Below are 24,169 nucleotides of genomic sequence, written 5' to 3' on the forward strand. Positions count from 1 at the left end.
CCTTGTGGATTACTAGCCGATTGCGAGAGACTTCGCCGTGCTCGAGAGGAGCTTCGCGGCGAGCTTGGGGTTGTCAGACAGGCGAGTGCCGTACGTCGGGATCATCTTCGAGATCTTCGGACGCCACGATTCGATCTGCTCCGGGAAGCACCGCTCGATCAGGGCCAGCATGATCGGCACCGCGGTCGAGGCGCCCGGGGACGCTCCGAGAAGGCCGGCGATGCTGCCATCAGCGGATGCCACCACCTCGGTCCCGAACTGAAGCACGCCACCCTTGGCTGCATCCTTCTTCATCACCTGCACGCGTTGTCCGGCGGTGATCTGGTACCAGTCGTCGGGGTTCGCATTCGGCATGAACGCCTTCAGGGCATCCAGCTTCTTGCTGCGGGTCGCCAGCACCTCCCCGACCAGGTAGCTGACCAGGTCGAGGTTGTCTTTCGCAACTGCGAGCATCGTCACGATGTTGCCCGGCCGGATGGAGAACGGCAGGTCGAGGATGGAACCGGTCTTCAGGAACTTGGTGCTGAACCCGGCGTACGGCCCGAACATCAGGCTCGGCTTGCCGTCGACCACACGCGTGTCGAGGTGCGGCACCGACATGGGGGGAGCACCCACCGACGCCTTGCCGTAGACCTTCGCCGTGTGCCTGGCAACGACCGCCGGGTTGTCGGTGCGGAGGAACTGGCCACTGATCGGGAAACCCGCGTAGCCGCGGATCTCCTTGATGCCGGATTTCTGCAGCAGGCTGAGCGCGCCACCACCGGCGCCAACGAAGACGAAGCGGGCGCGGTAGATCGCCGGAGTGTGGCCAACCGTGTGGCGGGCCTTGATGCGCCACAGGCCGGAGCGCTCCCTGGCGAGGCCGACCACCTTGTGCTCGGTCTTCAGCTTCACGCCGTTGTCAGTCAGGTAGGAGACGAGGTTGCGGGTCAGGGCGCCGAAGTCGATGTCGGTGCCTGCGGTCATCCGCGTGGCTGCGATCTTCTGGGCCTTCTTGCGTCCCGGCAGCAGAACCGGTGTCCAGGAGCGGATGACCTTCGGGTCATCGCTGAACTCGAGGCCGGCGAACAGTGGATGATCTTTCAACGCGTCATAGCGACGGCGCAGGTAGTCGACATTCTCGTCTCCCCAGACGAAGCTCATGTGCGGCACGGGGGTGATGAAACTCTGCGGGTCGGGGATGACGCCGGCGCTCACCAGGTGCGCCCAGAATTGGCGGGAGACCTGGAACTGCTCGTTGACGGTGACCGCGCTCGAGATGTCGAAGGTGCCGTCCGGCTGCTCTTTCGTATAGTTCAGTTCGCAGAGCGCCGAGTGGCCTGTGCCGGCGTTGTTCCACGGGTTCGAGCTCTCCAGCGCGACATCCGACAGCGTCTCGAAGATCTGGATCGACCAGTCCGGCTGCAGCTGCTTGATGATGGCACCCAGGGTGGCACTCATGATGCCCCCACCGATCAGGGCGACGTCAATGGGTGCGGTAGATGAACTCACACCCACCAGTTTAGGCGAGGCTAGAGGGCGTCGATGCCCGCGACCAGGATGCCGAGCCCCGAGGCCAGCAGTCCGACCGTCAGGGTGGCCGCGCCGAGCCAGAGCAGGATGATGAGCCGGTTGGGCTTCTGTGGGTCCTTGCCGATCACAGAGAGGAAGAAGCCGGCCGGCATCAGGATGGCCGAGATGAGCACGAGGTTGCGGGCGGCGAACTGCCAGAGTCCGCTCAGTGCTGTCTGGTCGATCACCATGAGGATGACGATGCCGAGGATGAGGAGCACCGCCGCGTGCGCGTGTCCGGCGCGGTAGAAGTTCTTCTGCAGGGCGTTGGTCGGAACGTGCCCGCGCACCACCTTGGTGAGGAAGTAGCCGCCCGATTCGACCGTGACCAGGGCGAGGAGCAGGATGCCGATGGTGATGAGAGTCTGTGGTTGGATAGTCATAGTGTCTAATATTAGATAGTTTTCATATCTAGTGTCAAGGGGTGTCATGCGCATTTCAGAACTGGTGAGGCGCTCCGGCGTACCGCTCGCGACAATCAAGTACTACATCCGGGAGGGGTTGCTGATGTCCGGGGCGACGACCAGCGCCACGCAAGCCGACTACGGCGATGAGCACCTGCGCCGGCTCCACCTGATCCGGGCGCTGACGGATGTCGCCGGCCTCCCCCTGCAGAAGGCCGGCATCGTGATCGGCCTGATCGAGCATCCGCAACCCCATCTCTTCGACACCCTCGGCAAGGCCGTCGCAGCACTGCCTCCCTACGCCGAGGCGAACGAGGACGCGGAGTACCCGCGGGCGAAAGCGGCGCTGGAGAAACTCGGTCAGGTGTACGACCCGGAGTACGCGGCGGTCGCCCAATTCGAGCGTGCGCTGGCAGCGGCCGAAGCGGTCGGGCTGCCGATGAGCGACGAGCGGCTGCTCGGCTACGGTCGTCACATCATGGGCATCGCCGAACTCGACATCGACCAGGTGCCGACCAGCAGCGTGCTCGACGCCGTCGAGCACTCAGTGCTGGGAACCGCCCTCTACGAGCCGGTCATCCTGGCGATGCGCCGGCTCGCCCACCAGGATCTGGCGGCGCGGCGGTTCGGGGCAAGCTGACTCGGAGCGCTGCTACGCGGCGAGCACTCGCGCCGCCACGATCTCGGCAATCTGCACAGCGTTGAGCGCGGCGCCCTTGCGGAGGTTGTCGTTGCTGATGAACAGCGCCAGCCCGCGACCATCCGGAACACCCTCGTCCTGGCGGATGCGCCCGACGAAGCTCGGATCCTTCCCGGCTGCCTCCAGCGGAGTCGGGACGTCCGCCAGCGAGACGCCGGGAGCATCCGCCAGCAACTCCGTCGCGCGCGCCGCAGACAGCGGCGACGAGAACTCGGCGTTGATCGACAGTGAGTGCCCTGTGAACACCGGAACGCGCACACAGGTGCCGCTCACCAGCAGGCCCGGAAGCTCAAGGATCTTGCGGCTCTCGTTGCGCAGCTTCTTCTCCTCGTCGGTCTCGTTCATACCGTCGTCGACGATGGACCCGGCGAGCGGAATGACATCGAAGGCGATCGGTGCTACGAACTTCTCGGGCGCAGGCATGGTGACGGCCGAACCGTCGTGAACCAGGCCGATGGCATCCTGCTCGACAGCCGCCCTGGTCTGCGACAGCAGTTCCTCGCCACCTGCCAGCCCCGCGCCGGACACCGCCTGGTAGGTGCTGACGATCAACCGGGTCAGGCCCGCCTCGGCGTGGAGCGCCTTCAACACCGGCATGGCGGCCATGGTGGTGCAGTTCGGGTTCGCGATGATCCCCTTGACCGCCTGATCGATGGCGTGCGGGTTGACCTCGCTGACCACGAGTGGCACGTCGGGGTCCATCCGGAAGCCGGACGAGTTGTCGATCACGGTGACTCCGGCAGCGGCGAATCGCGGGGCCTGCGCCTTCGACGTCGTCGCCCCAGCCGAGAAGATGGCCATGTCCAGGCCGCTCGGATCGGCAGTCGAGGCGTCTTCGATGACGATCTCTTCGCCCTTCCACGGCAGCGTCGAACCGGCCGACCGCGCAGACGCGAAGAAGCGGATGCTTGCCACCGGGAAGTCGCGCTCCTCCAGCAGCCGGCGCACCACCATGCCGACCTGACCGGTCGCGCCGACCACGCCGATGTTCACGCCGGGGGTCATCGTCCGGTCCCTGCGTAGACGACGGCCTCGATATCGGCGTCCAGGTCGAACGCCTTGTGGACGATACGCACGGCCTCGTTGATGATGTCGGACCGCATGACAACGCTGATGCGGATCTCGCTGGTGGAGATCATCTCGATGTTGATGCCCGCCTCATACAGTGCCGTGAACAGCTTCGCTGAGACACCGGTGTTGGTGCGCATGCCCGCCCCCACCAGGGCCAGCTTGCCGATCTGGTCGTCGTGGATGAGGGTCTCGAAACCGATCTGCTCCTTGGCGCCGTTCAGCGCGTCGAGCGCCGCCTGCGACTGGAACTGCGGGAGCGTGAACGAGATGTCGGTCCTGCCGGTGGCGGCACTGGACACGTTCTGCACGATCATGTCGATGTTGGCATTCGTCTTCGCCACGATGGTGAAGATCTGGGCCGCCTTGCCTGGAATGTCCGGCACTCCGGCGACGGTGATCTTGTCTTCACTCAGGTCGGCCGCGATGCCCGTGATCATCGGTTCTTCCATGGGGTCTCCATCCCTTGAGCTGACGACGAGGGTTCCCTCGTTATGACTGAACGACGAGCGGACGTGGAGCACGACACCGTGCCTCCTCGCATATTCCACTGCGCGAATATAAAGGACCTTGGCACCGGCTGCCGCCAACTCCAGCATCTCTTCGCTGGTGACGACATCGACTTTACGGGCCGTCGGAACGACTCGGGGGTCCGCTGTGTAGATGCCATCGACATCCGTGTAGATCTCGCAGACATCCGCCCCCAGCGCTGCGGCCAGCGCCACCGCGGTGGTGTCCGATCCGCCGCGACCGAGCGTGGTGATGTCGCCCGTGATGCGGTTGAACCCCTGGAAGCCGGCGACGATCGCCACCGCTCCGTGGTCGAGCGCCGCGCGGACGCGTCCCGGCGTCACCTCGACGATGCGCGCGCTGCCGTGCTTTTCGTCGGTGATCATGCCGGCCTGGCTGCCGGTGTAGGAGCGGGCCTCATCGCCCAGACGCTTGATCGCCATCGCCAGGAGCGCCATCGAAATGCGTTCGCCAGCGGTCAGCAGCATGTCGAGCTCGCGACCGGTCGGGGTTTCGGTGACACCGTGCGCCAGGTCGAGCAGTTCGTCGGTGGTATCGCCCATGGCCGAGACCACGACTACGACCTCGTTGCCCGCGCGGTGCGTCTCCACGATGCGCGCGGCCACCCGCTTGATGCTCTCCGCATCCGCTACGGATGAGCCACCGTACTTCTGCACGATCAGGGCCACGCGAAACTCCCAGCACTAGTGAAAGGGTGATCCGATCGCCAGCTGGTCATTGGTAGCGGTCGAGAAACCGATTCTACCGGCTGCCGTGCGCTGGTTACGTGTCAGCCCTCAACGAGTCGCCTGCCCTCGAAGGCACGGCCGAGGGTGACCTCATCCGCATACTCGAGGTCGCCGCCCACCGGAAGCCCGGACGCCAGGCGGGTGACCCGCAGTTCCAGGTGCATGAGCAGCCGGGAAAGGTAGGTGGCTGTCGCCTCCCCCTCGAGGTTCGGGTCGGTGGCGATGATGACCTCCGTCACCGTGCCATCGGCGAGTCTCTGCATCAATTGGCGGATGCGCAGATCGTCCGGTCCGATCCCGTCGATGGGGCTGATGGCGCCGCCGAGCACGTGGTACAGGCCGCGGAACTCCCGGGTGCGTTCGATGGCGACAACGTCTTTGGCCTCTTCGACAACACAAATAGTTGCAGGAGAGCGCCGCGGATCGCGGCACACGGCACAGGTGTCCTGTTCGCTGACGTTTCCGCAGATTTCGCAGAAACGCACCTTCTCGCGTACCTCGGTCAGTACCGCGGCAAGCCGCGAGACGTCGAAGGATTCCGTTTGAAGAATATGGAACGCGATGCGCTGCGCCGACTTGGGCCCGATGCCGGGCAGGCGCCCCAGCTCATCGATGAGCTCCTGGATGATTCCCTCGTACACGGCTTAGTTCGCTCCCGGAATCACCCGAGGGCTGTGCGGCTGCTCCTCGATGAAGCTCGCCCCGAGGATCTCGCGGACGACAGCTTCGCCGTACCGTGCGCGGGATCCCCCGCCACCGCTCGATGCCTGCGGCGGGCGGCTGCTTGTCTTGTTCGACTTACTGCCTTGCGGTGAACTCTGCGGTGCGCTCTGGGCCGGTGCGTCTGTTGCGGGCGCAGCGCTGTTCCGTGCTGCCGGTGGCTCTTCGGCCGGCGGTTCGTCCGGTGGCGGGGCGTCCTCGTCCCGCGGCTCGGAGCCGGGGATGGCGACGGTGGCCCAGCCGGCAGCATCCGTCGCCGGTGTCGCAGTCGACTGAGGCGTCGTGGCCACTTGCGCAGGGGCGGCGGGTGCGGTCGCTCCGGCATCGACGCTCGCGAGGAGCAGCGGCGTGAAGCCGAGAATTTCGGCAACGGCCTTCTTGAGGAAGTCGGCTGTGCCCTTGCCCGGGTTGGAGCGGTCCTTCAGGTCGTCCACATCGCGCTGGCTCGGCAGCGTGAGCACCAGGATCTTCCCGTCGCGGAGGTCGCGCACCTGGGCGGTGGCCAGCACCATCCACGCGCTGCGCTTCAACTTCTCAAGGGTCTCGAGGATCTGCGGCCAGGAATCCTTCACCTGTTGCAGCGTGACCGGAACGGCCTGGGTCGGTGCTGCGACGGGGATCGGCTTCTCAGCGGCAGCAGGAACTGGTTCAGCGGCGGGCGTACGGGCATCCGCTGGTGGCAACGGAGCTTCCGTCTTCAACGCAGGAACCTCAGTTGCGGGCGCCGGCTTCGAAGGCGCGGGTCTCGTTGGCGCTGTTTCCGCTGGCATTGCAGCGGCGGGTGTACTCACTGCGGGAGCTGCGGGAACTGCGGGAACTGCCGGAGCCGCCGCAGCACCCTCAACCCCGACCCGGCGTTCGAGCCGCTCCACGCGAGCCAGGGTGCCTCGCTCACTCTCGTCGGATGCCGGAACCAGGATGCGGGCGATCATGAGTTCGAGGTGCAGTCGGGGGGACGTCGCGCCGGTCATGTCCGTGAGGGCCGCACCGATGACATCCGCTGCCCTGCTGAGCTCCGCGGAGCCGAACCTGGCCGCCTGCTGCGCCATCTGGTCGAGTTCGTCCTGCTGCACGCCGCGCAGCACAGCCGCCGCCTGCGAGCTTGCACCTTGCGGGAATGCCGCCACGATGACCAGGTCGCGGAGGCGCTCGAGCAGGTCTTCGACGAAACGGCGTGGGTCCTGACCGGTCTGGATGACGCGGTCGACCGAGGAGAAGGCGGCAGCGGCGTCCCGAGCGGCGATCGCATCGATGACCTCGCTGAGCAGCGAGCCGTGCGTGTAACCGAGCAGCGCGACGGCGCGCTCGTACAGCACCTTCGCGCTGTCGGAGCCGGCGATCAGCTGGTCGAGGAGCGACAGGGTGTCGCGCACGGAGCCGCCCCCGGCACGAACGACGAGCGGCAGCACGCCGGCCTCGACTTCGACTTTCTCGCTCTCGGAGAGCTGGGTCACGTACTCGAGCATCTGGGCGGGCGGCACCAGCCGGAACGGATAGTGGTGCGTGCGCGACCGGATGGTGCCGATCACCTTTTCGGGTTCGGTCGTTGCGAAGATGAACTTGATGTGCTCCGGCGGCTCTTCGACGATCTTCAGCAGGGCGTTGAACCCCTGCGGCGTCACCATGTGCGCCTCGTCGAGGATGAAGATCTTGTAGCGATCGCGGGCCGGCGCGAACACGGCGCGCTCGCGCAGGTCGCGGGCGTCGTCGACACCGTTGTGGCTGGCCGCGTCGATCTCGACGACGTCGAGGGATCCGCCGCCGTCGCGACTCAACTCGACGCAACTCGGGCAGACACCGCACGGGGTGTCGGTCGGGCCTTCCGCACAGTTGAGGCAGCGGGCGAGGATGCGTGCGGACGTCGTCTTGCCGCATCCGCGTGGCCCGCTGAACAGGTAGGCATGGTTGACCCGGTTGGTGCGCAAGGCCGTCATCAGCGGATCGGTCACCTGAGCCTGCCCGATCAGCTCGGAAAAGTTCTCTGGCCGATAACGGCGATACAGGGCGGTAACCACCCCCTCAGGATAGTCGGCGCCGCTGACCTTCCGCTCGGCTGCTCCACAGCACGTTCTTCACGGTGAGCGGGGTCAGGCTGGGGCGAAGGCGGCGGCCTGCCTGGCGATTTCGAGTTCCTCGTTGGTGGGGATGACCAGCACCGCGACGGATGCCCCGTCGGGCGAGATGAGGCGCGCCACCTTCGACTGCAACTCGTTGCGGTCGTCGTCGACTTCGATGCCGAGAAACTCCAGCCCGGCCAGCGCGCGCCGCCGCAGCAGCGCGTTGTTCTCGCCGATCCCGGCGGTGAAGACCAGCGCGTCGAGGCCGCCGAGCGTCGCAATGTAGGCACCGATGTAGTGGCGGATGCGATGACGCCAGACCGCAAGCGCGGCAAGAGCCGCCTCGTCACCGCGGGCGGCGGCCTCCTGCACGTCGCGCATGTCGCCGGTTCCGGTCAGGCCGAGCAGGCCGCTGCGCCGGTTGAGCAACTTGTCGATCTCGTCGATGCTCATTCCGGCGACCCGGGAAAGGTGGAAGATGATCCCCGGGTCGATATCGCCGGAGCGCGTGCCCATCACCAGGCCCTCCAGCGGGGTGAGGCCCATCGACGTGTCGACCGAGCGTCCGCCGTCTACAGCGGTGACGGATGCGCCGTTGCCCAGGTGCAGCACGATCGTCTTCAGCGACTCCAGAGGGCGGCCGAGGAAGACAGCGGCCTGCTCCGAGACGTATTGGTGTGACGTTCCGTGGAACCCGTAGCGGCGCACCTGGTACTTCTCGGCGACCTCGGCGTCGATGGCGTACGTGTAGGCATCCGCTGGCAGCGTCTGGTGGAACGCGGTGTCGAAGATGGCGACGTGCGGGAGGTCGGGCAGCGCCGCCCTGGCCGCACGGATGCCGAGCACATTCGCCGGGTTGTGCAGCGGCGCCAGGTCGGAAAGCTCGTCGATCTCACGCTCGACATCGTCGGTGATCAGCGTGGCCTCGGTGAACCGGGGGCCGCCGTGGACGACCCGGTGGCCGACCGCCGCGAACGAGTGGTCGCTGCCCAGGTCGTCGAGCACCAGCTTCATGCCGGCGGTGTGGTCGGATGCCTCACCGCCCGGCTCACCGATGCGCTCGATCAGCCCGCTGACCGTCGCCTCACCCGTGTCGAGGTCGACGAGCTGGTACTTGATCGAGGAGGAGCCGGAGTTGACGACGAAGACTTTCACGATGTCGCCTCCAGTGCCTGAGCCTGGATGGCGGTGATCGCGACCGTGTTGACGATGTCCTGCACGAGGGCCCCGCGCGAGAGGTCGTTGATCGGTTTGCGCAGACCCTGCAGCACCGGTCCGATGGCCACAGCACCGGCACTGCGCTGCACCGCCTTGTAGGTGTTGTTGCCGGTGTTCAGGTCGGGGAAGATGAACACGGTTGCCCGGCCCGCCACTTCTGAGCCCGGCAGCTTCGACTTGCCGACCGCAGCGTCCACTGCCGCGTCGTACTGGATGGGGCCGTCCACCGCGAGGTCCGGCCGCCGCGACCGCACCAGCTCGGTCGCCTGACGCACCTTGTCGACGTCGGCGCCGCTTCCTGATGCCCCTGTCGAGTACGACAGCATCGCGATGCGCTGCTCGATGTCGAATTGCGCTGCGGTCGCCGCCGACGACACCGCGATGTCGGCCAGTTGCTCCGCGTTCGGGTCGGGGTTGACCGCGCAGTCGCCGTAGACGAGCACCCGATCCTCCAGGCACATCAGGAAGACGCTGGAGACGATCGACACCCCCGGCTCGGTCTTGATGATCTCGAAGCCGGGTCGGATGGTGTGCGCCGTGGTGTGCATCGCCCCGGACACCATGCCGTCGGCCAGCCCCAGGTGCACCATCATGGTGCCGAAGTAGGAGACGTCGGTGACGGTCTCGCGCGCAACCTCATGGGTCATCCCCTTGTGTTCCCGCAGCTTTGTGTACTCGGCCGCGAAACGGTCGCGCAGCTCCTCGTCGAGGGGGCTCAGGATGCGCGCAGCTGAGATGTCGAGGCCGAGCTCGGTCGCGCGGGCGCGGATCTCCGCCTCCTCGCCGAGGATGGTCAGCTCGGCAACACCCCGGCGCAGCAGTGTGCTGGAGGCACGGAGAATTCGATCGTCCCTGCCCTCCGGCAGCACGATGTGCTGCGGATCCTTGCGCGCGCGGTCGAGGAGGTCGTACTCGAACATCAGCGGGGTCACGACGTCCGAGCGAGAGACGTCGAGCCTCTCCAGCAGCAGCTCGCCGTCGACATGCTGCTCGAACAGGGCGAGAGCGGTGTCGAACTTGCGGGGCGAGTCCGCCGCCAGTCTGCCCCGCGTACGGGTGATGATGCGGGCCGTGTCGTAGGTGCCGAGTTTGGTGCGGATGATCGGGAGCGACGAGTCCAAGCCGTCAATGAGCAGCTCGATCTGCGGCAGCAGGTCGAACCCGCCGTTCAGGATGATGCCGGCCAGCGACGGGAACGTCTCAGCCGAGTGCGCCATCAGCATGGCGAGCAGCACGTCGGAACGGTCTCCGGCGACGACCACCACCGACCCCTCGATCAGCCGGGTGAGCACGTTCTCCATCGACATGCCCGCCATCACCACGCCGAGTGCTTCGCGGAGCAGGAGGTCGGGGTCGCCCTTCAGCAGCTCGCCATCGACCGCCTCCAGCAGTGCGCCCATGCTGGGGGCGATGAGGAACGGGTCTTCCGGGATCGCCCAGACCGGCACGTCCTCGCCAACCGCTACTGCCAGGTCGGCGACGATCTCAGCGAGGTTGTCGGGATCCGACCGGTTGGCGATGACCCCCAGCAGGTGGGCGTGGGCCGCATCCAGTTCCTGGCGGGCCAAACCGTAGACCTGGGCGAGATCATCTGCTGTTCGGCTGCCGGCCTCAACCTGCCCGCCCAGCACCAGCAGCACCGGGGCGCCCAGGTTGGCGGCGATGCGGGCGTTATATGAAAGCTCGGTCGGGCTGCCCACATCCGTGTAGTCGGATCCGACGATCACCACGACATCGCACCGGGCCTCGACCGCCTTGAACCGCTCGATGATCAGGCTGAGCGCGGCATCCGGATCATCGTGAACCTCGTCATAGCCGACCCCGACACAGTCCTCATACGGCAGGTCGACGCCGTCGTGGGCGAGCAGCAGCTCGAGTACGTAGTCGCGCTCGTGGCTGGTCCGGGCGACCGGGCGGAAAACGCCGAGTCGCTCCGTTTCGTGGCTGAGGGTGTCGAGCATGCCCAGGGCGACGGTGGACTTCCCCGCGTGCCCCTCGATCGAGGTGATGTAGATGTTGCGAGCCACCTGTCCAGCCTATGTCGCGGGGCGCGCATCGAGGCCTTTCCACGATTTTCCGACCAGCGGCGCCAGCGTCACGATCCCGTAGGCGACCGCGATGAAGACGAGCACTGGAACCAGCGAAAACGCCTCGACTGCAGCACCGCCGAGCAGGGCGCCGAGCGGCATCCCGGCCGTGACACCCGTGGTCAGCGCGCCGAGCACGCGAGCCCGCATGGCCCTCGGCAGCTGCTCGAACAGCACCGTGTCGAGCAACGGGTTGATCGAGCCGGCCAGCAGTCCCGAGAAGGCGAAGGTGGCGAGCAGCAGCGGCACCGGAACGTCCAGGGCCATGGCGATGTATGGCGGCGGGCCGCACAGCACGAAGCAGACGACGAGGGTGCCCCGGCGGGGAAGGCGGTGGCCGAACCAGCCGAACAGTCCGGCTCCGGATAGCGCCCCGAAGGCGAAGCAGGCCAGCATGATCCCGAAGATCTCTCCGTCCGGCGTGATCGTTTTCGCGTAAACAGGCTTCAGCACCAGGATCCCGGCCGCATCGAAACAGTTGGTGATCACCACCATCAGCACGACGTTGCGGATGATGGGCGTGCGTGCCAGATAGCGGATGCCGTCCTGGAACTCCCGCCAGAATCCCGCCGCGGATTCGGCGAGGTCTTCATCCGCCGTTCCCTTGACCTCCCGTGACACTCCGCCCCAGATGAGTGCCGCGGAGATGGCGAAGGTTGCGGCATCCAACAGCAGCGCGTTGAGCGGCCCCAGCCAGACGACGGCGAGCGCGGCGACGGATGCGCCCACCATCATGGCGCTGCGGGAGATGGCGCCGGCGGCACCGGTCGCGCGGGTGAGTTTCACCTCGCAGAGTTCGGCCAGGTCGGGCACGAGTGCGGCTTTCGCCGTGTTGCCGGGGGTGTCGAGCAGCCCACTGAGGAAGACCAGTGACAGCAACGCCCAGAACGGCAGGCCGACGGTGGCGGCGAGCACCGGGATGGCCAGAACGGTGACCCCGCTGGCGAGGTCTGCCGCGATCGCCGCACGCCGGAAGCCGAGGCGGTCGACGACCACACCGCCGAGCGCTCCCCCGACGATCATCGGCACGGTGGCGAACACTCCGGCCACGCCAGTGGCGAAGACCGAACCGGTGTCGTGCAGGACGTAAAGCGGCACCACGACCATGGTGATTGCGTTGCCGGCGAGCGATAACCCGTGGGCGGACAGCAAAGCCACCAGCGGAAGCAGGCGAATTCGCGGCTTGACCGGTGTGATCGTGGCGCCCGGCGTTGTTGGGGTACTCATGGCATCCGCACCGCGTGGGCGATCAACTGCACGACCTCGGCGCCTTCCCTGTTGCGGTCGCTGCGGGCGTGCCACTTCTGCAGCACCGCCAGGAGTTCGTCGCTCGCCTTGGCGAACTCCTCGGCGGTGAGATATGCAGCGATATCGAAGGAGCCGGATGGCTTCGCCCATTCCGGCGGCAAGGTCGCCTCGGCGTCCACGGCCCGGTGAAGGGTTGCCGAATAGGTGTCGATGACTTGGTGCAGCACGACAGTGATGGCCAGGCGTTCGTCGGCCGGGGCATCCGGTTCGACCGTGATGTTGGTGAACTCGTGGACCGCCCGCCACCACCGTTCGCGACGGTCGGTGGTCAGTTCGGGAGCTTCTTCGACGAAGCCGAATTCGGCCAGCTTGCCCAGGTGGTAGCTCAGCGTGCCCGGCGCCTCGTCGAAGACGTCGCACAGGCCGCCAACCGTGCGTGGCCCGTTGATGCGCAGTTCGCCGAGCACGCGCATCCGCAGCGGGTGGGCCAGGGCGCGCATCTGCTTGGCGCTGGTGAGGTTGATGGCGCTTTCCATGCGCCAACGATAACTCCACAAGGACTCTTGTGCAATACCTCTTGTGTAATTTAACCCATCGTCGACCTGAGAGCTGTTGCCCCACAGATTGGCCTCATGGGGCAACCGTCCTCAGCTCGACCGGCTAGCGGGGCTGAACCATCCGTCGGAGGGAGAGAACCATGGCCGCGGCCACCACCAGCCACGCGACACCGGCGATCCAAACCCCGACCTCCCCCATGGTGACAATCAGTGGCAGGCCAGTTTCAGCGCCGAAGTGGATGCTCGCCACCGAGTACATGCCCAGCGGGAACACGATGCTCCAGAGTTCCGATTCGTAGCGGAGCGGAACCCGCCGAACCGCGTGCCGCCAGACGCCGAAGATCACCAGCAGCGGCACCCACCACACGCCGAACGCCCACAGCACGAAGGTCAGGCCCGACACGATTCCGGAGGTGGCGGCCATGATCGGAAGATCATCGGAGAGCACCAGGATGCGCGAACCGGCCAGCACCGTGATGGCCGTCGCGCCCATGTAGATCCAGTACGACGCACCGAGGGTCAGCGGGTCGCTGCGCACCGTGAGCAGGCGCAGGGTGACCAGGGTGGCAAGGATCACGTAGAGCATCACGCCGATCCCCCACAGCGCGACGGCGATGGCGGCGAGCGCCTGGTTGCCGGAGATGGGCGCGATCGCGGCGGCTGCCGTGGCCAGCGACTGCGTTCCCACAACCCACAGGAACCAGCCGCCATTGACTTCGGATGCGGCCGACTTCTCGCTGGAGCGCAGCATCAGCGCCGCCGGCACACCGTAGGTGAGCACCAACCACAACGGCACGCTGATGATCGCGAGGATGATCGTGGCGAGCGGAGCTTCTGGGGTGAAAAGCCTGACGCCGACCACGTTGATGCCCGCGACGATCGTGAAGTAGCCGAACGCCTTGGCCGGGTTGACGGCGTCAGCGAGCACTGCCTGACGGTGTGCGACGAGCCGCCATCCGGTTGCCACGGTCAGCACGACAAGACCGCCCAGGGCGATCACCAGCAGGACGACGGATGCCGGTTCCCACCCGACGGCGAGGAACGCAGTGGACACGATCCCGGTCGCCATGACGAACGCGAAGGAGCCCGGCGGCAGCGTGCGCACCGCGTCTGCGAGTCTGGAGTTCACCCCACCCATGATGCCCGGAAAATGTAGCAGCCCCCCACGCACCCGCCAGAGCCCGGTTACCCTTGCTACGTTTCCGTCCTGGGGGAGTTGGCCTGGATGGCGCCACGTGGGGAGCCGTTCCCTAGTTTACAGACCGCGGAAGCAAATGGGTTCCGCACCCGGATGGTGAGTACCTGAACTTGCCCTTGCGCGGTGAAGGCCAACGGATAAGCTCCGGTGATGGAGATGAGGCAGCTTCGCTACGCAGTGTTGTTGGCCGAGGAGCGTCACTTCGGCAGGGCCGCCAAACGTGCGTTCATAACCCAGTCGGCATTCAGCCAGCAAATTGGCCACCTCGAGAGCGCTCTGGAGTTGCGTCTCTTCGATCGCAAGTCGAAGGGGGTTGATCTAACCTCTGCGGGCGAACGCTTCGTAGCGCATGCGCAGGGCATCCTCGCCGGCCTCCTCGCCCTCGAAGGCGACCTCCATTCGATCGCTCGCGGATTCACAGGCCTGCTCCGCATCGGCATGTTCGGGGCGGGAGCGGGTGAGTTGACCCCGCTGCTGATCGGGGAATTCCGCCGCGCCCTCCCAGAGATAGAACTCGAGTTCCACGAACTGTCAATGACAGACCAGTTCGATCAGCTCCGGTCCGGGCGGGTCGACGTCGCGATACTCCACCCCCTCTACGACAATGACGACATCGATCTATCGGTGCTATTCGAGGAGCCGCGGTGCGCTGCCGTACCAATCCATCATGAAATGGCGGATGCCTACACCCTGTCAGTGAGCGACCTGGCGGCGGAGCCATTCGTTACGGCCCGCGCCGGTACCCCGGTTTCGTGGAGACAGTTCTGGTCGCTCGGGGAGGCGGGCGATTCCACCCATCCGAATAGGGCAGAAATGAACTCCGTGAACGAGGGTCTCGCAGCTGTAGCCTTCCTCAACGTCGTCGATACCATGCCATTGACAGCGACCCGATACCACCAGCACCCGGGCGTCAAGTTCGTGCCACTCGCCGACGCAAGCTTCTCGTCAGTCGCTTCGGCGCGTCGCCGAGGAGACTCGCGGCCAGCAGTGGAAGCGTTTCTGGAACTTGCGAGCCGCCTATCAGAATCTCACTACGGCGTAGTTCCCGGAGCTGGCAGACCGTCGTGACGGCGCAGCTCCTCTTCGACCTCGACAGAGGTCACGACGCGCCCAAAGAACGTGCCAATCGCGCGCTTTGTTGCCGCCTCCGGTACAAATGCGACCTTGTAGTCGCGCATGAACGCCGCTGCGGGCCGTCGACTCGCAGCACACCTCAGTGAGAGTGCCTGTGATGATGACGGTGTCAATCGCGTTGAGCCCACGGATCGACCGCACGTCGACGACAGCTCTCGGATGCCTGTGATCGCGTCGCGCGCAGCTGGCCCCTCCATCGGCCGGCCCTCGAGCACGAAGTCGTTTTGCATGTCGATCACAAGCTGAGCCGTGCTTGCAGTATGGATTCACCACATGCTATTCGTCCAGTCTCCGCGATATCTCCAACCGGATGCTCGTGAGTTTGCCCCCGTTGCAATCGTTAGTGTCTCCAGCGCACGCCGACACTGCGACGATTAGGTCTCGCTCGGCGCGCAAGTCAATGTGGTCGCCTGCGCTGCTCGTCGGCAGCAGAATCGTCATCTTCTTGTCATCCCCGATGCGCGTGTTCATAAACACGTTGAATGGATCAGTGACTTGATAGAAGCCGATGCCATGCTCCGACAATGCCTCCGCCAGGTGCTCTCGACACCCCGTCTTGCCGACGACCCCGAACACTCGCTCGTACATGACGGTGTTGCACGGTGGGAAAACGATGTCGTGCACCCCGACGGTGTCATCAACGATCGTGAGCAGCGGATTGTTGTGGTTCGAGAACAAGCTGTCCCCGACCCGCATGTCTACCCGGTCGAGGAGCAGCCGTGTGAAACCTTGCGAGAAGTGCTCCTGGGTGTCCTCAGCGTCGAAAGCGACGAGATCCGCGACCTGGCTTCCCTCTACGTCGATCACCCGAAGGATGTCTCCGCGCCTCAGCGTCAACGCTCGACCAGAGGCCGGAAGAATGTCGATGGCTTCGATCGTGATGCCCATGTTCTAGTCTCCTATCCCACTTCTTCTGATGCTCGTGTCCGCTCTGGCGTTATGCCCATTGCTATGGGCGCGTCAACCATCCAGGCCGGCTCTGGTCCGCGCTTCCATGCGAGGCCGACAATCGCCGCCACAAGCAGCAGAACCGGCAGGTAGGGCACCAGCCCGCCTGCGTCCATTGTCTGCAGGCCCCAGTTGGCGATCAGCAGCACAACCTCAGCGCCGAGCGCGAGCGCCGCCAGAACAGGGGCTACGACCACGATCCATGGATTCGTCTCGCGCCGGCTGCGTACGAAGTAGACGACAACCGCGACCGAAGTGATGGCCATGAGAGCAATGAGCCCGAGTCCACCCAGGGCGATTAGCCACGTGAACATCTGCTCATAGGGATGCGCGCCCGCGAAGAAAAAGATGAGAACGACGACGGCGGCTATCACTGTCTGCACCATGCTCGCAATGAATGGCGACTGAGATTTCGGGTGGACGCGCTCGAGCACTCGCGGTGCCCAGCCGTCACGCGCCAGGGAGAACTGGTATCGGGCGATTGCATTGTGAAAGCCGAGGTTGGTCGCGAAAGTGCTGATAATGAACAGCACGAGCATCACCGCTACACTCCACTCGCCCAGATACGTTGCCGCAGCTCCAAAAATGAAGTTCCCGGGATCGTCCATAGCGATGCCTGCGGCCTCCTGCACACCCCACGCCATCGATAGCGACCATGACGTGAACATGTAGAAGCCAGCAATGACGAGCACGGCGATGATGGCCGCGCGGGGAATCGTCTTGCGGGGTTCGCGGGCCTCTTCCGCGTAGATCGCTGTTGCCTCGAATCCGATAAACAGCATGAGTGCGAACATGAGGCCGATGGCGGGGTTGCCGACGAGTAATTCTCCGATTGAGAAGGGTTCTGCGCTCAGACCCTTCGCACCGCCCTGGATCACAATCGCGAAGTTCATCGCAAGAATCATGCCGATTTCCAGGACTACAGCGACACCGAGCACCTTGGCGCTGACATCGATCTCGGAGTATCCGAGGATGCCCATTGCAACGATGCCCAGGAGGACCCACACGATCCACGGGAGCTCGAAGCCAAAGTATTCGGCGGTGAAGATGTTGCAGAAGAAGCCGAAGGTGCCCCAGATCGCCACCTGGAAGACGTTGTACGAGAAGAACGCGACGTATCCCGCAGCACGGCCCATGCGCATCCCGAGCCCCTTGCCGATATAGACGTAGAAACCCCCGGCGCTAGAGATGTGGCGGCTCATGGCCATGTAGCCCACGGTAAACAGGATCAGTACAACAGCAACTATGCCGAATGCTGCGGCAGTGCCCGAACCCGTGCCAAGCCCGAAAGCCAACGGAAGGGCGCCGATCGTTCCCGACATCGGAGCGACGGTTGCGATGATGAGGAACACGATCGCGGCAAGTCCGATTGAGTTCGGACGCAGCGCTCGCTTCTTAGGAAGTGTGTCAGCCATAAGCCCAGCATGGCGTCGACGGCATCGCCGAGCTATCGCCATTCTCCGATAGCTCGATTAGCTGAGCTAATCGCGTGGACAGCTGATGGGCCCACATAGCGGTTCAGGAATAGACCAGATGGGTCACACCAGGATGCGCAGCGGCTGCTCCAGGATGCCCTTCAGGTCGCGCAGGAACGCCGCACCGGTCGCCCCGTCCATCGCGCGGTGGTCGACGGTGAGGGTGATCTTCATCTTCTGCACTTCCACCAGTTCGCCGTCCCGCAGCATGGGCACCGGGCTGGCCGCTCCGATCGCGAGGATGCCCGCTTCGGGTGGGTTGAGCATGGCGGTGAACTCGTCGATGCCGAACATGCCCAGGTTGCTGACCGAGAACGTCCCGCCGCTCATGTTGTCGAGGCCCAGCTTGCCGTCACGGGCCTTGCCTGCGAGCTCGACGATCTCCGCGCCGATCTCGCTCAGCGACTTGCGGTCGGCACCTTTCACGACGGGCACCAGGAGTCCGGCATCCGTGGCCACCGCGACCCCGACGTTGACCTGACCGCGACGGATGATGCTGTCGCCATTGAAGGACGCGTTGGCTTCCGGGTGCAGCCGCAACGCGATGGCGACGGCCTTCACGATGAAGTCGTTGAGGCTCACCTTGATCCCCTGGTCGGCGAGTCCCTGGTTGACGTCGGCCCGGAGTGCGATCAGCCGATCGACCTCGACCACGTTGGTGAGGAAGAAGTGCGGTACTGCCTGGCTTTCGGTGAGCCTCTTGGCGGTGACCTTGCGGATCCTGTTGAGCGGGACGACCTCATCCTCTTCGCTCGCAGACGGGCCGGCTGCCGCACCTGCCGCAGCCGGCTCCGCGGACGGCTTCTCGCCCTTGGCCTGGATGGCGGCCTCGATGTCGGCACGGATGATCCGGCCTTCCGGCCCGGTCCCCTTCAGGGAGCCCAGGTCGATGTCGTTGTCATGCGCGAGTTTGCGGGCGAGTGGCGACATCCGCAGCTTGTCGGCGCTGGAAGGCGCCTTGTCGGCATCCGCCGGTTCACGGGCATCCGCTGTTTCTTCCGGCTGCGCCGCTTCAGCTGGCTGCCCAGGCTCTTCGAGGTCTCCTTCTTCACGCGCGCTCGACTCGGTCTCGCCCTCCGCTTCAGCAGCGACGGTGTCCTTGTCCTTTGAGGACTCACCAGCGGCATCCTCAGCGGGCTCGTCGGCAGAAGGCTCAGCCCCGCTCGAGCTGCCATCTCCGATCACGGCGACGGCCTGGCCGATCGGCACGACGGTGCCCTCCTCGACCAGTTGCTTCTCCAGCACGCCGCTCTCGAAAGCCTCAAGGTCCATGGTCGCCTTGTCGGTCTCGATCTCGGCGATCACGTCGCCCTTCTCGACCATGTCGCCGACGTTCTTCAGCCAGCGCGCGAGTTCACCCTCCTCCATGGTGTCGGAGAGCCTGGGCATCGTCACTTCTGACATGGTCGCCTCCTTTTGCTTGAATCAGCTACTGCGTGAACCGCGTGGCGTCGAGGGTTTCCTGCACGACCCTGAACAGGTCTTCGGCGTGCGGCATGGCCGCCGTCTCCAGCGGCTTCGCGTAGGGCAGCGGGACTTCGGATGCCGCCACCCGGCGTACCGGGGCATCCAGCCAGTCGAATGCTCCTTCGCCGATGGTCGCCGAGATTTCCGCGCCGATCCCATAGCTGAGCATGTCGTCCTCGAAGATGACGGCCCGGCTGGTCTTGCGAACGGATGCGCAGATCGTCTCGCGGTCGAGCGGGCGCAGGCTGCGCAGGTCGACGACCTCCACCGAGACGCCCTTCTCCTCGAACTCTGCTGCCACCTCAAGCGCTGTGACCATGCCGCGGGAGTAGCTGACGATGGTCAGGTCGGTTCCCTCTCTGACGACGGCGGCCTTGCCGATCTCCGCGACCTGCTCGCCATCCGGTACTTCGCCCTTGAGGTTGTACAGGGCGAGGTTCTCGAGGAAGATCACCGGGTCGTCGTCGCGGATGGCGGCAGTGAGCATCGCCTTCGCCTCCGCCGGCGTCGACGGTGCCAGCACCTTCAGCCCGGGAATGTGGGCGTACCAGACCTCCAGGTTCTGCGAGTGGGTGGCCGCCAGCTGCTGGCCGCCACCACCCGGGAAGCGGATGACCATCGGCACCTTCACCTGCTGGCCGAACATGGCGTGCATCTTCGCCGCGTGGTTCACGATCTGGTCAATGGCGACCAGGCTGAAGTTCAGCGTCATGATCTCGACGACCGGGCGGAGGCCCAGCATGGCGGCGCCGATGGCGGCGCCGACGAAGCCTTCCTCCGAGATCGGGGTGTCGACGACCCGCTTCGGCCCGAAGTCCTTGAGCAGGCCGGCCGTGATCTTGTACGACCCCTCGAACACGCCGATCTCCTCACCGATGAGGAAGACGTTCTCGTCGCGCTCCAGCTCAGCCCGCAGCGTCTCATTGAGCGCCTGCCGGTAGGTGATGATCCTCGGTTCGCTCATGAGTTCACCATCAACGGCTGACCGGGGAACAATGCCGGTGCGTTGGCGACCGGGCTGGCGTAGACGCCGGCGAAGAGCTCGTCGACGTCCGGGTCCGGGCTCTCGTCGGCGAAGGCGACCGCCTCGGTGACGACGGTGTCGGCTTTCTCGTCGATGGCATCCGCATCATCTTCGGTGAGCACCCCGTCGGCGATGAGTTTCGCGCGGAAGGCGGGCACCGGGTCGTTGCTCTTCGCCTCGTCGGTGTCTTCCTTGGAGCGGTAGCGCGAAGGGTCGACGACCGAGTGGCCCTTCAGCCGGTAGCTCATCAGCTCGAGCAGCCCCGGCTTCCGTTCTTCGCGGGCCGTCTTGAGTGCGGCGCGGGCGGCGTCCCGAACGGCGACGGGGTCGTCCCCATCCACTCGCACGCCCTCGATGCGGTAGGCGCATCCGCGCTTGTACAGATCGGGTTCAGCGGATGCCGCATCCACTGTCGTTCCCATGCCGAGCCGGTTGTTGACGATGACGTAGACGATGGGAAGGTCCCAGATGCCGGCGAGGTTGAGCGACTCGTGGAAGGCCCCGATGTTGGTGGTGCCGTCGCCGAGCAGGCACATGACGGCCTCCGACTCCGGCCCGGCCTCGCTGCGGTAGCTGATCGCGAGAGCCGCGCCGGTTGCCGGCGGAATCTGCCCCCCGACGATGCCATAGCCGCCGAGCATCCGCTTCTCGTAATCGAACATGTGCATGGACCCGCCCCAGCCGCCGACCACACCGGTCGCCTTGCCGAACAGTTCGGCCATCACAGCTGACGGTTCCATGCCGCGCAGGATGGCATAGCCGTGGTCGCGGTAGGTCGTGTAGAGGTAGTCGCGGTCTTCGAGCGCCTCCATGAGGCCGACGACCGTGGCCTCCTCACCGAGGTTGAGGTGGCAGTATCCACCGATCTTGGCGCGGGCGTACATCTCACTGGCACGCAGTTCGAAGGCGCGCACGAGGGACATGCGTTCGTAGTAGCTGCGCAGTTCTTCGGCAGTTCCGCCGGTGCTCGCAGGTTTTTTCCTGGTACGACTTGTGGTCGCCATGACAGTCTCACTTTCAACGAGATGCTCCATCCAGACTATGCCTCTTGACGGGGAAGGCCACCGGACAGGTTCCTTCACACACGCAGCCGGTAGATTCGATACGTACAACCGCGGCCGGCTCGGCCGCGAGAGGGAGATGTCCGTGCCACAGCCACTCGTCGAGCCAGGCGCTCCCCTGAGCGCCGCCCAGTCGGCGCGCTACAGCAGGCAACTGCGCCTTCCCGGTTTCGGGGAAGACGCCCAGCGGCGCCTCGCGAACGCGCGCGTGCTCGTCGTGGGCGCTGGCGGGCTGGGCAGCGCCACCGTGCCGTACCTCGCATCCGCCGGCGTCGGCACGATCGGCATCGTCGACACGGATGTCGTCGAATTGTCGAACCTGCACCGGCAGGTCGCGCACGGTATGGACGACCTCGGCCAGTCGAAGACCGCGTCACTGGCGGCAGCCGTCGCAGCGAGCAACCCCGAGACGACGGTGATCCGGCACGAGGTGTGGCTCGACTCCACGAACATCCTCGACCTGCTGGCCGACTACGACCTGGTGCTCGACGGCAGCGACAACTTTGCGACGCGGTACCTGGTGAACGACGCCGCGGCCATCGCGCACAAGCCGCTGGTGTGGGGCGCCATCCTGCAGTACTCCGGGCAGGTCGGCGTGGCGTGGGCCGACCACGGCCCGACCTATCGCGACCTGTTCCCGACACCTCCAGACCCCGGCTCCGTCGTCAACTGTGCCGACGGTGGCGTGCTGCCCGGTGTGTGCGCAGCCATCGGAGCGATCATGGGATCCGAGACCGTGAAGCTCGTCACCGGAATCGGCCGTCCGCTGATCGGACGAGTAACGGTGTACGACGCGCTGGATGGCACGTTCCGCGAGGTCGAGTACCAGCCGTCACCGGATGCGGATGCGATCACCGGCCTGATCGACTACGAAGCCTTCTGCGGCACCCCGGCCATCGAGGCCGAAGAGCTGATCGGAGACGAGATCGGGCCTGTCGAACTCGCCGAGCGCCTTCGCACCGGTCGCGTGCAGTTGATCGATGTCCGCGAGCCCTGGGAGGCCTCCATCGCCAGCATCGAGGGCGCCCAGCTGATCCCGCTCGGAATGCTGGGCCAGTCGTTCGAGAGCCTGGATCGAGATGCTCCTCTCGTGCTCTACTGCCACCACGGTTCGCGCTCTGCCCGCGCACTCGAACTGCTCCGGCGCAGCGGATTCACCAAAGCCACCCACCTGAGCGGCGGCATCGACTCCTTCGCCACGAAGGTCGACCCGTCGCTCGCCCGCTACTGAGGACTCCGATGCACACACCGTTCGCCACCATCACGACCGAAGCGATCAACGAGTCGTCGGTCAGGGACGCGGTCAGCGCGCCAGAGTCGGGTGCCGTTGCCATCTTCGTCGGGGTTGTCCGCAACCATGACGGGGGACACCGTGTCAACTCCCTCGAATACGAGGCCCACCCGGAGGCCGAGAACATGCTCGCCGAGTGTTGCCGCTCCGTGGCGGAGGAGACCGGCCTGATGGTGGCAGCTGCTCACCGTGTTGGCCACCTGACGATCGGTGACGTCGCCCTCTACGCCGCCGCATCCGCCGCCCACCGCAAGGAGGCGTTCGCCGCCTGCGAGCTCCTGGTCGAACGGATCAAGGCGACCGTGCCGATCTGGAAGCGGCAGTTCCTGGCCGACGGCGCGACCGAATGGGTCGGGTTGTAGGGCTAGCCCCCGGCGAACGGCGGCAGGACGTCCACGCGTTCGGACAGCGGATGACCGGCGTCCCGGCGCACGACCTTGTCGACCAGGAATGAGCCAGAGCGGAGCACCCGGGCCATCGGTTCCCCGTAGCGCTCCTCGAGCGTGTGCTTGAGGTCGCCCAGCGTCGACCCGGGGGCGAACCCGAGATATTCCTCCTGGCGCCCGGCCGCTTCCGCCGCAGCGGCGAAGTAGCGCACGGTGACACGCAGCTCAGTCAATACAGTGTCCATCGACAGCAGCTTAGATGGTCCCCTGATTCAATGGTGGCATGCACCAGCACACCCTCGAGCACCTCGTCTCTCAGGTTCCGATCTTCAGCCAGCTGAACGCGGAGGAACTGCACGAGGTCGCGACACGGGTGCGTCCGCGACAGCAACCGAGCGGCACGCAACTCTTCGGTGCCGGCGACGACAACCCGAACCTGATGATCATCCACAGCGGCTGGGTGAAGGTGTACCGGCTCGCCGAGTCCGGACATGAGCAGGTGGTGCGGGTGCTCGGTGTCGGAGACTTCCTCGGTGAGGCGACGTTCATGAGCGACCGCACCGCGGACAACTTCGCGGTGACGCTGCAGGATTCCGAGATCTGTTCGCTGCATCGCGACGACATGCGTGACTACCTGCTGCGCTCCCCTGGTGTAGCCGTCAAGATGCTGGAAACCCTCAGCGCCCGACTGGAGAGCACCGAGAGCCAGCTGAGTTCTGTCACCGGCGAGGAGGCCGGGCACCGCGTCGCCGGCTACCTGGTGCGGCTTGCCGAGGAGTCGGGCACCAGGAGGGTGACGCTGCCGATCTCGAAGAAGGATGTCGCCTCCTACCTCGGCATGACGCCGGAGACGTTGAGCCGACGGCTGGCCGCCTTCGAAGAAGCGGGATGGCTGCGCCTGGTGGGCAACCGGCGCATCGACCTCCTGAACGAGCAGGCACTCGCGAAAGCGTGATTCCTCCCGCTTGACCTGGGTCAAGGAACTGTTTCGCCTGCTCGCCTGTAATTGGGGTATCAGTTCAATCACAGGAGGTAGTTCACATGCAAACCACCACATTCAACACCGAACCGCTCATCCACACCACCCTGCGTGCCGAAGGCTTTTCCTGCCCCTCCTGCGTGTCGAAGATCGAGAAGCAGGTCGGGCGCGTGGAAGGCGTCTCCGCCGTCAAGGTCCACTTCGCGTCCGCCCGCGTCGAGGTCGACCACGACCCGACGGTCGTGAGCGTCGATGATCTGATTGCAGCTGTCGCGAAGGCCGGCTACACGTCACGCCCGGCCACCTTCTGACGGTCTACACCCGGCGTTACCAGAGA

Annotated in this window: 24 protein-coding genes, 1 other RNA gene and 1 pseudogene; 7 read left to right on the forward strand and 19 right to left on the reverse strand. The window is 65.5% G+C overall.

Translation table 11 applies throughout. The features are described 5' to 3' along the window. Positions 1 to 12: 12 nt before the first annotated feature. Both ACX3O0_RS09630 and ACX3O0_RS09635 read right to left on the reverse strand, forming a co-directional pair. Positions 13 to 1,491: a malate:quinone oxidoreductase gene (locus tag ACX3O0_RS09630; RefSeq protein ID WP_459107577.1), complete on the reverse strand. Its 1,479-nt coding sequence runs from the start codon at positions 1,489 to 1,491 to the stop codon at positions 13 to 15. Between the two features lie 20 nt (positions 1,492 to 1,511). Further along, positions 1,512 to 1,934, reverse strand: a complete 423-nt coding sequence (locus ACX3O0_RS09635; protein WP_459088306.1) for a hypothetical protein — start codon at positions 1,932 to 1,934, stop codon at positions 1,512 to 1,514. 46 nt (positions 1,935 to 1,980) lie between these two features. Between ACX3O0_RS09635 and ACX3O0_RS09640 the strand changes: the two genes are divergently transcribed. Further along, the gene (locus ACX3O0_RS09640; protein ID WP_459107578.1) at positions 1,981 to 2,595 is read left to right on the forward strand and encodes a MerR family transcriptional regulator; all 615 of its coding nucleotides are present in this window, start codon (positions 1,981 to 1,983) and stop codon (positions 2,593 to 2,595) included. 12 nt (positions 2,596 to 2,607) lie between these two features. Here ACX3O0_RS09640 and ACX3O0_RS09645 read toward each other — a convergent pair whose 3' ends face one another. From ACX3O0_RS09645 to ffs, 10 genes are all read right to left on the reverse strand, one after another. Continuing rightward, positions 2,608 to 3,660 (reverse strand): aspartate-semialdehyde dehydrogenase, encoded by a 1,053-nt coding sequence (locus ACX3O0_RS09645; RefSeq protein ID WP_459088310.1) that lies wholly within the window; start codon positions 3,658 to 3,660, stop codon positions 2,608 to 2,610. Next, a complete protein-coding gene (locus ACX3O0_RS09650) occupies positions 3,657 to 4,922 on the reverse strand; it encodes an aspartate kinase (protein WP_459088312.1) in 1,266 nt (421 codons plus the stop codon). The genes ACX3O0_RS09645 and ACX3O0_RS09650 overlap by 4 nt, the downstream gene beginning before the upstream one ends. A 101-nt stretch (positions 4,923 to 5,023) precedes the next feature. Beyond that, complete coding sequence (recR, locus tag ACX3O0_RS09655) at positions 5,024 to 5,623, reverse strand: recombination mediator RecR (RefSeq protein WP_459088314.1); 600 nt, start codon at positions 5,621 to 5,623, stop codon at positions 5,024 to 5,026. A 3-nt stretch (positions 5,624 to 5,626) separates the two neighbouring features. Then, the gene (locus ACX3O0_RS09660) at positions 5,627 to 7,717 is read right to left on the reverse strand and encodes a DNA polymerase III subunit gamma and tau (protein ID WP_459107579.1); all 2,091 of its coding nucleotides are present in this window, start codon (positions 7,715 to 7,717) and stop codon (positions 5,627 to 5,629) included. A gap of 72 nt (positions 7,718 to 7,789) precedes the next feature. Next, positions 7,790 to 8,917, reverse strand: a complete 1,128-nt coding sequence (locus ACX3O0_RS09665) for an acetate/propionate family kinase (RefSeq protein WP_459108470.1) — start codon at positions 8,915 to 8,917, stop codon at positions 7,790 to 7,792. Beyond that, complete coding sequence (gene pta, locus ACX3O0_RS09670; RefSeq protein WP_459107580.1) at positions 8,911 to 11,004, reverse strand: phosphate acetyltransferase; 2,094 nt, start codon at positions 11,002 to 11,004, stop codon at positions 8,911 to 8,913. Before pta ends, ACX3O0_RS09665 begins: the two co-directional genes overlap by 7 nt. Positions 11,005 to 11,013: 9 nt before the next feature. Then, the gene (locus tag ACX3O0_RS09675) at positions 11,014 to 12,291 is read right to left on the reverse strand and encodes an MFS transporter (protein ID WP_459107581.1); all 1,278 of its coding nucleotides are present in this window, start codon (positions 12,289 to 12,291) and stop codon (positions 11,014 to 11,016) included. After that, positions 12,288 to 12,848 carry a winged helix-turn-helix domain-containing protein gene (locus ACX3O0_RS09680; RefSeq protein WP_459088322.1) on the reverse strand — a complete coding sequence of 187 codons (561 nt, stop codon included), beginning with the start codon at positions 12,846 to 12,848 and terminating at the stop codon, positions 12,288 to 12,290. Before ACX3O0_RS09680 ends, ACX3O0_RS09675 begins: the two co-directional genes overlap by 4 nt. 124 nt (positions 12,849 to 12,972) lie before the next feature. Then, the gene (locus ACX3O0_RS09685; protein WP_459107582.1) at positions 12,973 to 13,998 is read right to left on the reverse strand and encodes a tellurite resistance/C4-dicarboxylate transporter family protein; all 1,026 of its coding nucleotides are present in this window, start codon (positions 13,996 to 13,998) and stop codon (positions 12,973 to 12,975) included. 22 nt (positions 13,999 to 14,020) lie between these two features. Continuing rightward, an RNA gene (gene ffs / locus ACX3O0_RS09690) (signal recognition particle sRNA small type) lies at positions 14,021 to 14,117 on the reverse strand. Positions 14,118 to 14,223: 106 nt separating this feature from the next. Between ffs and ACX3O0_RS09695 the strand changes: the two are divergent. Beyond that, a pseudogene (locus tag ACX3O0_RS09695) lies at positions 14,224 to 14,343 on the forward strand (helix-turn-helix domain-containing protein); the annotation flags it as partial. A 42-nt stretch (positions 14,344 to 14,385) separates the two neighbouring features. Here ACX3O0_RS09695 and ACX3O0_RS09700 read toward each other — a convergent pair. Then, positions 14,386 to 14,592, reverse strand: coding sequence for a hypothetical protein (locus tag ACX3O0_RS09700; protein WP_459108495.1), 207 nt, complete (start codon positions 14,590 to 14,592; stop codon positions 14,386 to 14,388). Here ACX3O0_RS09700 and ACX3O0_RS09705 point away from each other — a divergent pair. Further along, on the forward strand, positions 14,506 to 15,135 hold the full coding sequence (locus ACX3O0_RS09705) for a LysR family substrate-binding domain-containing protein (RefSeq protein ID WP_459108471.1): 630 nt from the start codon (positions 14,506 to 14,508) through the stop codon (positions 15,133 to 15,135). The two genes, ACX3O0_RS09700 and ACX3O0_RS09705, sit on opposite strands and share 87 nt — an antisense overlap. A 342-nt stretch (positions 15,136 to 15,477) precedes the next feature. Here ACX3O0_RS09705 and ACX3O0_RS09710 read toward each other — a convergent pair whose 3' ends face one another. From ACX3O0_RS09710 to pdhA, 5 genes are all read right to left on the reverse strand, one after another. Next, entirely contained in the window at positions 15,478 to 16,089 is a 612-nt protein-coding gene (locus ACX3O0_RS09710; RefSeq protein ID WP_459107583.1) for a DUF1989 domain-containing protein, read from the reverse strand. Between the two features lie 11 nt (positions 16,090 to 16,100). Further along, entirely contained in the window at positions 16,101 to 17,564 is a 1,464-nt protein-coding gene (locus ACX3O0_RS09715; protein ID WP_459107584.1) for an APC family permease, read from the reverse strand. A gap of 123 nt (positions 17,565 to 17,687) precedes the next feature. Beyond that, the gene (locus ACX3O0_RS09720) at positions 17,688 to 19,028 is read right to left on the reverse strand and encodes a dihydrolipoamide acetyltransferase family protein (RefSeq protein ID WP_459107585.1); all 1,341 of its coding nucleotides are present in this window, start codon (positions 19,026 to 19,028) and stop codon (positions 17,688 to 17,690) included. Positions 19,029 to 19,053: 25 nt separating this feature from the next. Continuing rightward, positions 19,054 to 20,055: an alpha-ketoacid dehydrogenase subunit beta gene (locus tag ACX3O0_RS09725; RefSeq protein WP_459107586.1), complete on the reverse strand. Its 1,002-nt coding sequence runs from the start codon at positions 20,053 to 20,055 to the stop codon at positions 19,054 to 19,056. Then, the gene (gene pdhA / locus ACX3O0_RS09730; protein WP_459107587.1) at positions 20,052 to 21,119 is read right to left on the reverse strand and encodes a pyruvate dehydrogenase (acetyl-transferring) E1 component subunit alpha; all 1,068 of its coding nucleotides are present in this window, start codon (positions 21,117 to 21,119) and stop codon (positions 20,052 to 20,054) included. The genes ACX3O0_RS09725 and pdhA overlap by 4 nt, the downstream gene beginning before the upstream one ends. A gap of 136 nt (positions 21,120 to 21,255) precedes the next feature. On the opposite strand from pdhA, the gene ACX3O0_RS09735 reads away from it, so the two are divergent. Together ACX3O0_RS09735 and ACX3O0_RS09740 are read left to right on the forward strand one after the other, a co-directional pair. Further along, positions 21,256 to 22,407 carry a ThiF family adenylyltransferase gene (locus ACX3O0_RS09735; protein WP_459107588.1) on the forward strand — a complete coding sequence of 384 codons (1,152 nt, stop codon included), beginning with the start codon at positions 21,256 to 21,258 and terminating at the stop codon, positions 22,405 to 22,407. 8 nt (positions 22,408 to 22,415) lie between these two features. Then, entirely contained in the window at positions 22,416 to 22,829 is a 414-nt protein-coding gene (locus ACX3O0_RS09740) for a molybdenum cofactor biosynthesis protein MoaE (protein WP_459088334.1), read from the forward strand. 2 nt (positions 22,830 to 22,831) lie between these two features. Here the strand turns inward: ACX3O0_RS09740 and ACX3O0_RS09745 are convergent, their stop codons facing one another. Then, the gene (locus tag ACX3O0_RS09745) at positions 22,832 to 23,098 is read right to left on the reverse strand and encodes a MoaD/ThiS family protein (protein ID WP_459088336.1); all 267 of its coding nucleotides are present in this window, start codon (positions 23,096 to 23,098) and stop codon (positions 22,832 to 22,834) included. 38 nt (positions 23,099 to 23,136) lie between these two features. Between ACX3O0_RS09745 and ACX3O0_RS09750 the strand changes: the two genes are divergently transcribed. Both ACX3O0_RS09750 and ACX3O0_RS09755 read left to right on the forward strand, forming a co-directional pair. Next, positions 23,137 to 23,808 carry a Crp/Fnr family transcriptional regulator gene (locus tag ACX3O0_RS09750; protein ID WP_459107589.1) on the forward strand — a complete coding sequence of 224 codons (672 nt, stop codon included), beginning with the start codon at positions 23,137 to 23,139 and terminating at the stop codon, positions 23,806 to 23,808. Positions 23,809 to 23,894: 86 nt separating this feature from the next. Continuing rightward, entirely contained in the window at positions 23,895 to 24,143 is a 249-nt protein-coding gene (locus tag ACX3O0_RS09755; RefSeq protein WP_459088340.1) for a heavy-metal-associated domain-containing protein, read from the forward strand. Positions 24,144 to 24,169: the final 26 nt, after the last annotated feature.

This window comes from Homoserinimonas sp. A447, assembly GCF_054489325.1.

What these genes read in the sequence shown, in the direction of transcription:
- ACX3O0_RS09635 (WP_459088306.1), bottom strand. Translation starts at nt 1,934, where the DNA reads ATGACTATCCAACCACAGACTCTCATCACCATCGGCATCCTGCTCCTC.
- ACX3O0_RS09640 (WP_459107578.1), top strand. Translation starts at nt 1,981, where the DNA reads ATGCGCATTTCAGAACTGGTGAGGCGCTCCGGCGTACCGCTCGCGACA.
- ACX3O0_RS09645 (WP_459088310.1), bottom strand. Translation starts at nt 3,660, where the DNA reads ATGACCCCCGGCGTGAACATCGGCGTGGTCGGCGCGACCGGTCAGGTC.
- ACX3O0_RS09675 (WP_459107581.1), bottom strand. Translation starts at nt 12,291, where the DNA reads ATGAGTACCCCAACAACGCCGGGCGCCACGATCACACCGGTCAAGCCG.
- ACX3O0_RS09680 (WP_459088322.1), bottom strand. Translation starts at nt 12,848, where the DNA reads ATGGAAAGCGCCATCAACCTCACCAGCGCCAAGCAGATGCGCGCCCTG.
- ACX3O0_RS09705 (WP_459108471.1), top strand. Translation starts at nt 14,506, where the DNA reads ATGTTCGGGGCGGGAGCGGGTGAGTTGACCCCGCTGCTGATCGGGGAA.
- ACX3O0_RS09710 (WP_459107583.1), bottom strand. Translation starts at nt 16,089, where the DNA reads ATGGGCATCACGATCGAAGCCATCGACATTCTTCCGGCCTCTGGTCGA.
- ACX3O0_RS09715 (WP_459107584.1), bottom strand. Translation starts at nt 17,564, where the DNA reads ATGGCTGACACACTTCCTAAGAAGCGAGCGCTGCGTCCGAACTCAATC.
- ACX3O0_RS09720 (WP_459107585.1), bottom strand. Translation starts at nt 19,028, where the DNA reads ATGTCAGAAGTGACGATGCCCAGGCTCTCCGACACCATGGAGGAGGGT.
- ACX3O0_RS09725 (WP_459107586.1), bottom strand. Translation starts at nt 20,055, where the DNA reads ATGAGCGAACCGAGGATCATCACCTACCGGCAGGCGCTCAATGAGACG.
- pdhA (WP_459107587.1), bottom strand. Translation starts at nt 21,119, where the DNA reads ATGGCGACCACAAGTCGTACCAGGAAAAAACCTGCGAGCACCGGCGGA.
- ACX3O0_RS09735 (WP_459107588.1), top strand. Translation starts at nt 21,256, where the DNA reads ATGTCCGTGCCACAGCCACTCGTCGAGCCAGGCGCTCCCCTGAGCGCC.
- ACX3O0_RS09740 (WP_459088334.1), top strand. Translation starts at nt 22,416, where the DNA reads ATGCACACACCGTTCGCCACCATCACGACCGAAGCGATCAACGAGTCG.
- ACX3O0_RS09745 (WP_459088336.1), bottom strand. Translation starts at nt 23,098, where the DNA reads ATGGACACTGTATTGACTGAGCTGCGTGTCACCGTGCGCTACTTCGCC.
- ACX3O0_RS09750 (WP_459107589.1), top strand. Translation starts at nt 23,137, where the DNA reads ATGCACCAGCACACCCTCGAGCACCTCGTCTCTCAGGTTCCGATCTTC.
- ACX3O0_RS09755 (WP_459088340.1), top strand. Translation starts at nt 23,895, where the DNA reads ATGCAAACCACCACATTCAACACCGAACCGCTCATCCACACCACCCTG.